The sequence below is a fragment of the Acidiplasma aeolicum genome, assembly GCF_001402945.1.
Taxonomy (GTDB): domain Archaea; phylum Thermoplasmatota; class Thermoplasmata; order Thermoplasmatales; family Thermoplasmataceae; genus Acidiplasma; species Acidiplasma aeolicum.
In genome coordinates, this window is the sequence record NZ_LKBG01000102.1 from 1 (window position 1) to 1,898 (window position 1,898).

3 protein-coding genes are annotated in these 1,898 nt (G+C 33.6%); 1 reads left to right on the top strand and 2 read right to left on the bottom strand.

Features of this window, described 5'->3' with window-relative positions; all coding sequences use genetic code 11:
* Nucleotides 1–97 precede the first annotated feature (97 nt).
* On the top strand, nucleotides 98–991 hold the full coding sequence (locus tag AOG54_RS02980; protein ID WP_048102369.1) for an ABC transporter ATP-binding protein: 894 nt from the start codon (nucleotides 98–100) through the stop codon (nucleotides 989–991).
* On the opposite strand, the gene AOG54_RS02985 is transcribed toward AOG54_RS02980, so the two are convergent.
* Both AOG54_RS02985 and AOG54_RS02990 read right to left on the bottom strand, forming a co-directional pair.
* Complete coding sequence (locus tag AOG54_RS02985; RefSeq protein ID WP_048102370.1) at nucleotides 979–1,479, bottom strand: hypothetical protein; 501 nt, start codon at nucleotides 1,477–1,479, stop codon at nucleotides 979–981. The two genes, AOG54_RS02980 and AOG54_RS02985, sit on opposite strands and share 13 nt — an antisense overlap.
* Nucleotides 1,466–1,898, bottom strand: a 433-nt coding sequence (locus tag AOG54_RS02990; protein WP_055032392.1) for a ribbon-helix-helix domain-containing protein, incomplete at its 5' end; no start/stop codon positions are given. The genes AOG54_RS02990 and AOG54_RS02985, both read right to left, overlap by 14 nt.

Sequence of the window (1,898 nt, forward strand, 5' to 3'; positions counted from 1 at the left end):
TTCCAGACATTATGCTGGCAGGCCTTATTATGTTTGTATATTTTGTTGCAACCTTTGTCATAGGCCTCTTTTTGTTTGATAGAAAGGAGGTGCAGTAATGGAGATTAGGCTTGATCATATAACCAAAAAATACGGGAAGATAACCGCACTAAATGATATAAACCTTACATTTTCTGGTACCGGATGCACCGGACTTTTGGGACCTAATGGTGCGGGAAAAACAACAATGCTAAAGCTCATGACAAATATAATCAGGCCAACTCATGGTGAGGTTACAATCAATGGCATAAATGTTTCAGATTATCCTGAAAGGGCACTGAGTTTTCTCGGGTCCTTAATAGAACAGCCAGAGTTTTATGGGTATTTAACATCCAGGGAAATACTAAATTTTACCGGAAAAATAAAAGGTTTAAAAAATGAGGAGATAAAATCAGAAATAGACAGGTTATCAAAAATAACACAGATTTCGGGGTTTCTTGACAGGAAAACTGGTGGATATTCAAGGGGCATGAAGCAGAGGCTGGCACTTTCTGTTGCATTGATGGGCAATCCCGAGATAGTTGTGCTTGATGAACCAACATTTGGACTTGACCCAAAGGGAATGAGCGAGATTCATTCATTAATTAAGGAGATATCAAGGGATAAGCTGGTTATTTTAAGCACTCACCTGTTATATGAGGCAAGGGATCTATGCAACAGGGTGATAATTATTAACAGTGGAACCATAGGCCATGATTCAAAAACTGAGGAAAACAGGGAAATGCTGAAAATTACACTGGAATCCGATTATAATAATGATCTTGATGGAAACATACACCCATTCAGGGTAAATGGAAATGAAATTATTCTGGAAAAACCACCTGATATGCACAACGATGAAATTATAAATATGTTCTCAAGAAATGGCATGCATGTTAAATATGTGGAAAAATATGATGACCTTGAGGAAATATATATATCATTAACAAAGGATAGCGGCTATGGTACATAATTTTCAAAAATATAATCAAAAAGCCTGTGTGGTGATGCATAGTTTGTTCCGTTAATATTGTAGTATTTTTTATGGATAACCTTTAAAAACGGTATTCCCTTTTTGGACATGTAATCATATACTTCCGAGAAGACATTCCTATCATTATCAATGAATATGTACATTGCGGCATCCTCAATACAATTTAAGATATCAGCGGATATATTTTTTATTGACATGATTCTTACAAAGCGGTAATGATTCATGGCCCTGCCAGAGCTTATGCTTACCTTATCATTGCGCAGGATGTTTCTGTAACTGTAGTTTGTGTATTCATCAATATTTACCTTATTTAAACCCATTTCAATATAATAATATGTTGAATTTGCGGGCAGATTTCCATCCAATGATTTGTATATTCCGGAATCCGTGGATATAAATGTAAAATAATTTATATCCTCTAAATTTCTGACTATATCAAGAAAACCATTTTTTTCATAACTCATCATACTTTTTTTCACCCTCCAGTGTTTTTTCTATTTTTTCTATTTCCTTATGCTTGGCCTCTATTAGACCTGAAATAATATTATTTCTCCATGCCTCATTTATTATTTCCTCATAGGCATCATCAAGGCTTTTGAAATAACCTGATGATACGGCCCTCTGAAGGCTTTTTTCAATAATTGGATTTACATGTAATGTGTTATTTTTTGAAATTATACCTATTCTTAGATTGGATATATATTCAAGAACTGCAAGCCTTATAAATTCCGATCTGTTTGTATAATTAGAATTTGTGGATAAAAAACTGTCAATTTCCTCAAGTTCCTCCTTTGATATTCTTAATGTAAGTTTTTCAGTTTTATCCCTCATTAAAAGTATAAGATTATAATAGTATATATTTTTTTCTTTTGTATGTACAAAAATA

What these genes read in the sequence shown, in the direction of transcription:
- AOG54_RS02980 (WP_048102369.1), top strand. Translation starts at nt 98, where the DNA reads ATGGAGATTAGGCTTGATCATATAACCAAAAAATACGGGAAGATAACC.
- AOG54_RS02985 (WP_048102370.1), bottom strand. Translation starts at nt 1,479, where the DNA reads ATGATGAGTTATGAAAAAAATGGTTTTCTTGATATAGTCAGAAATTTA.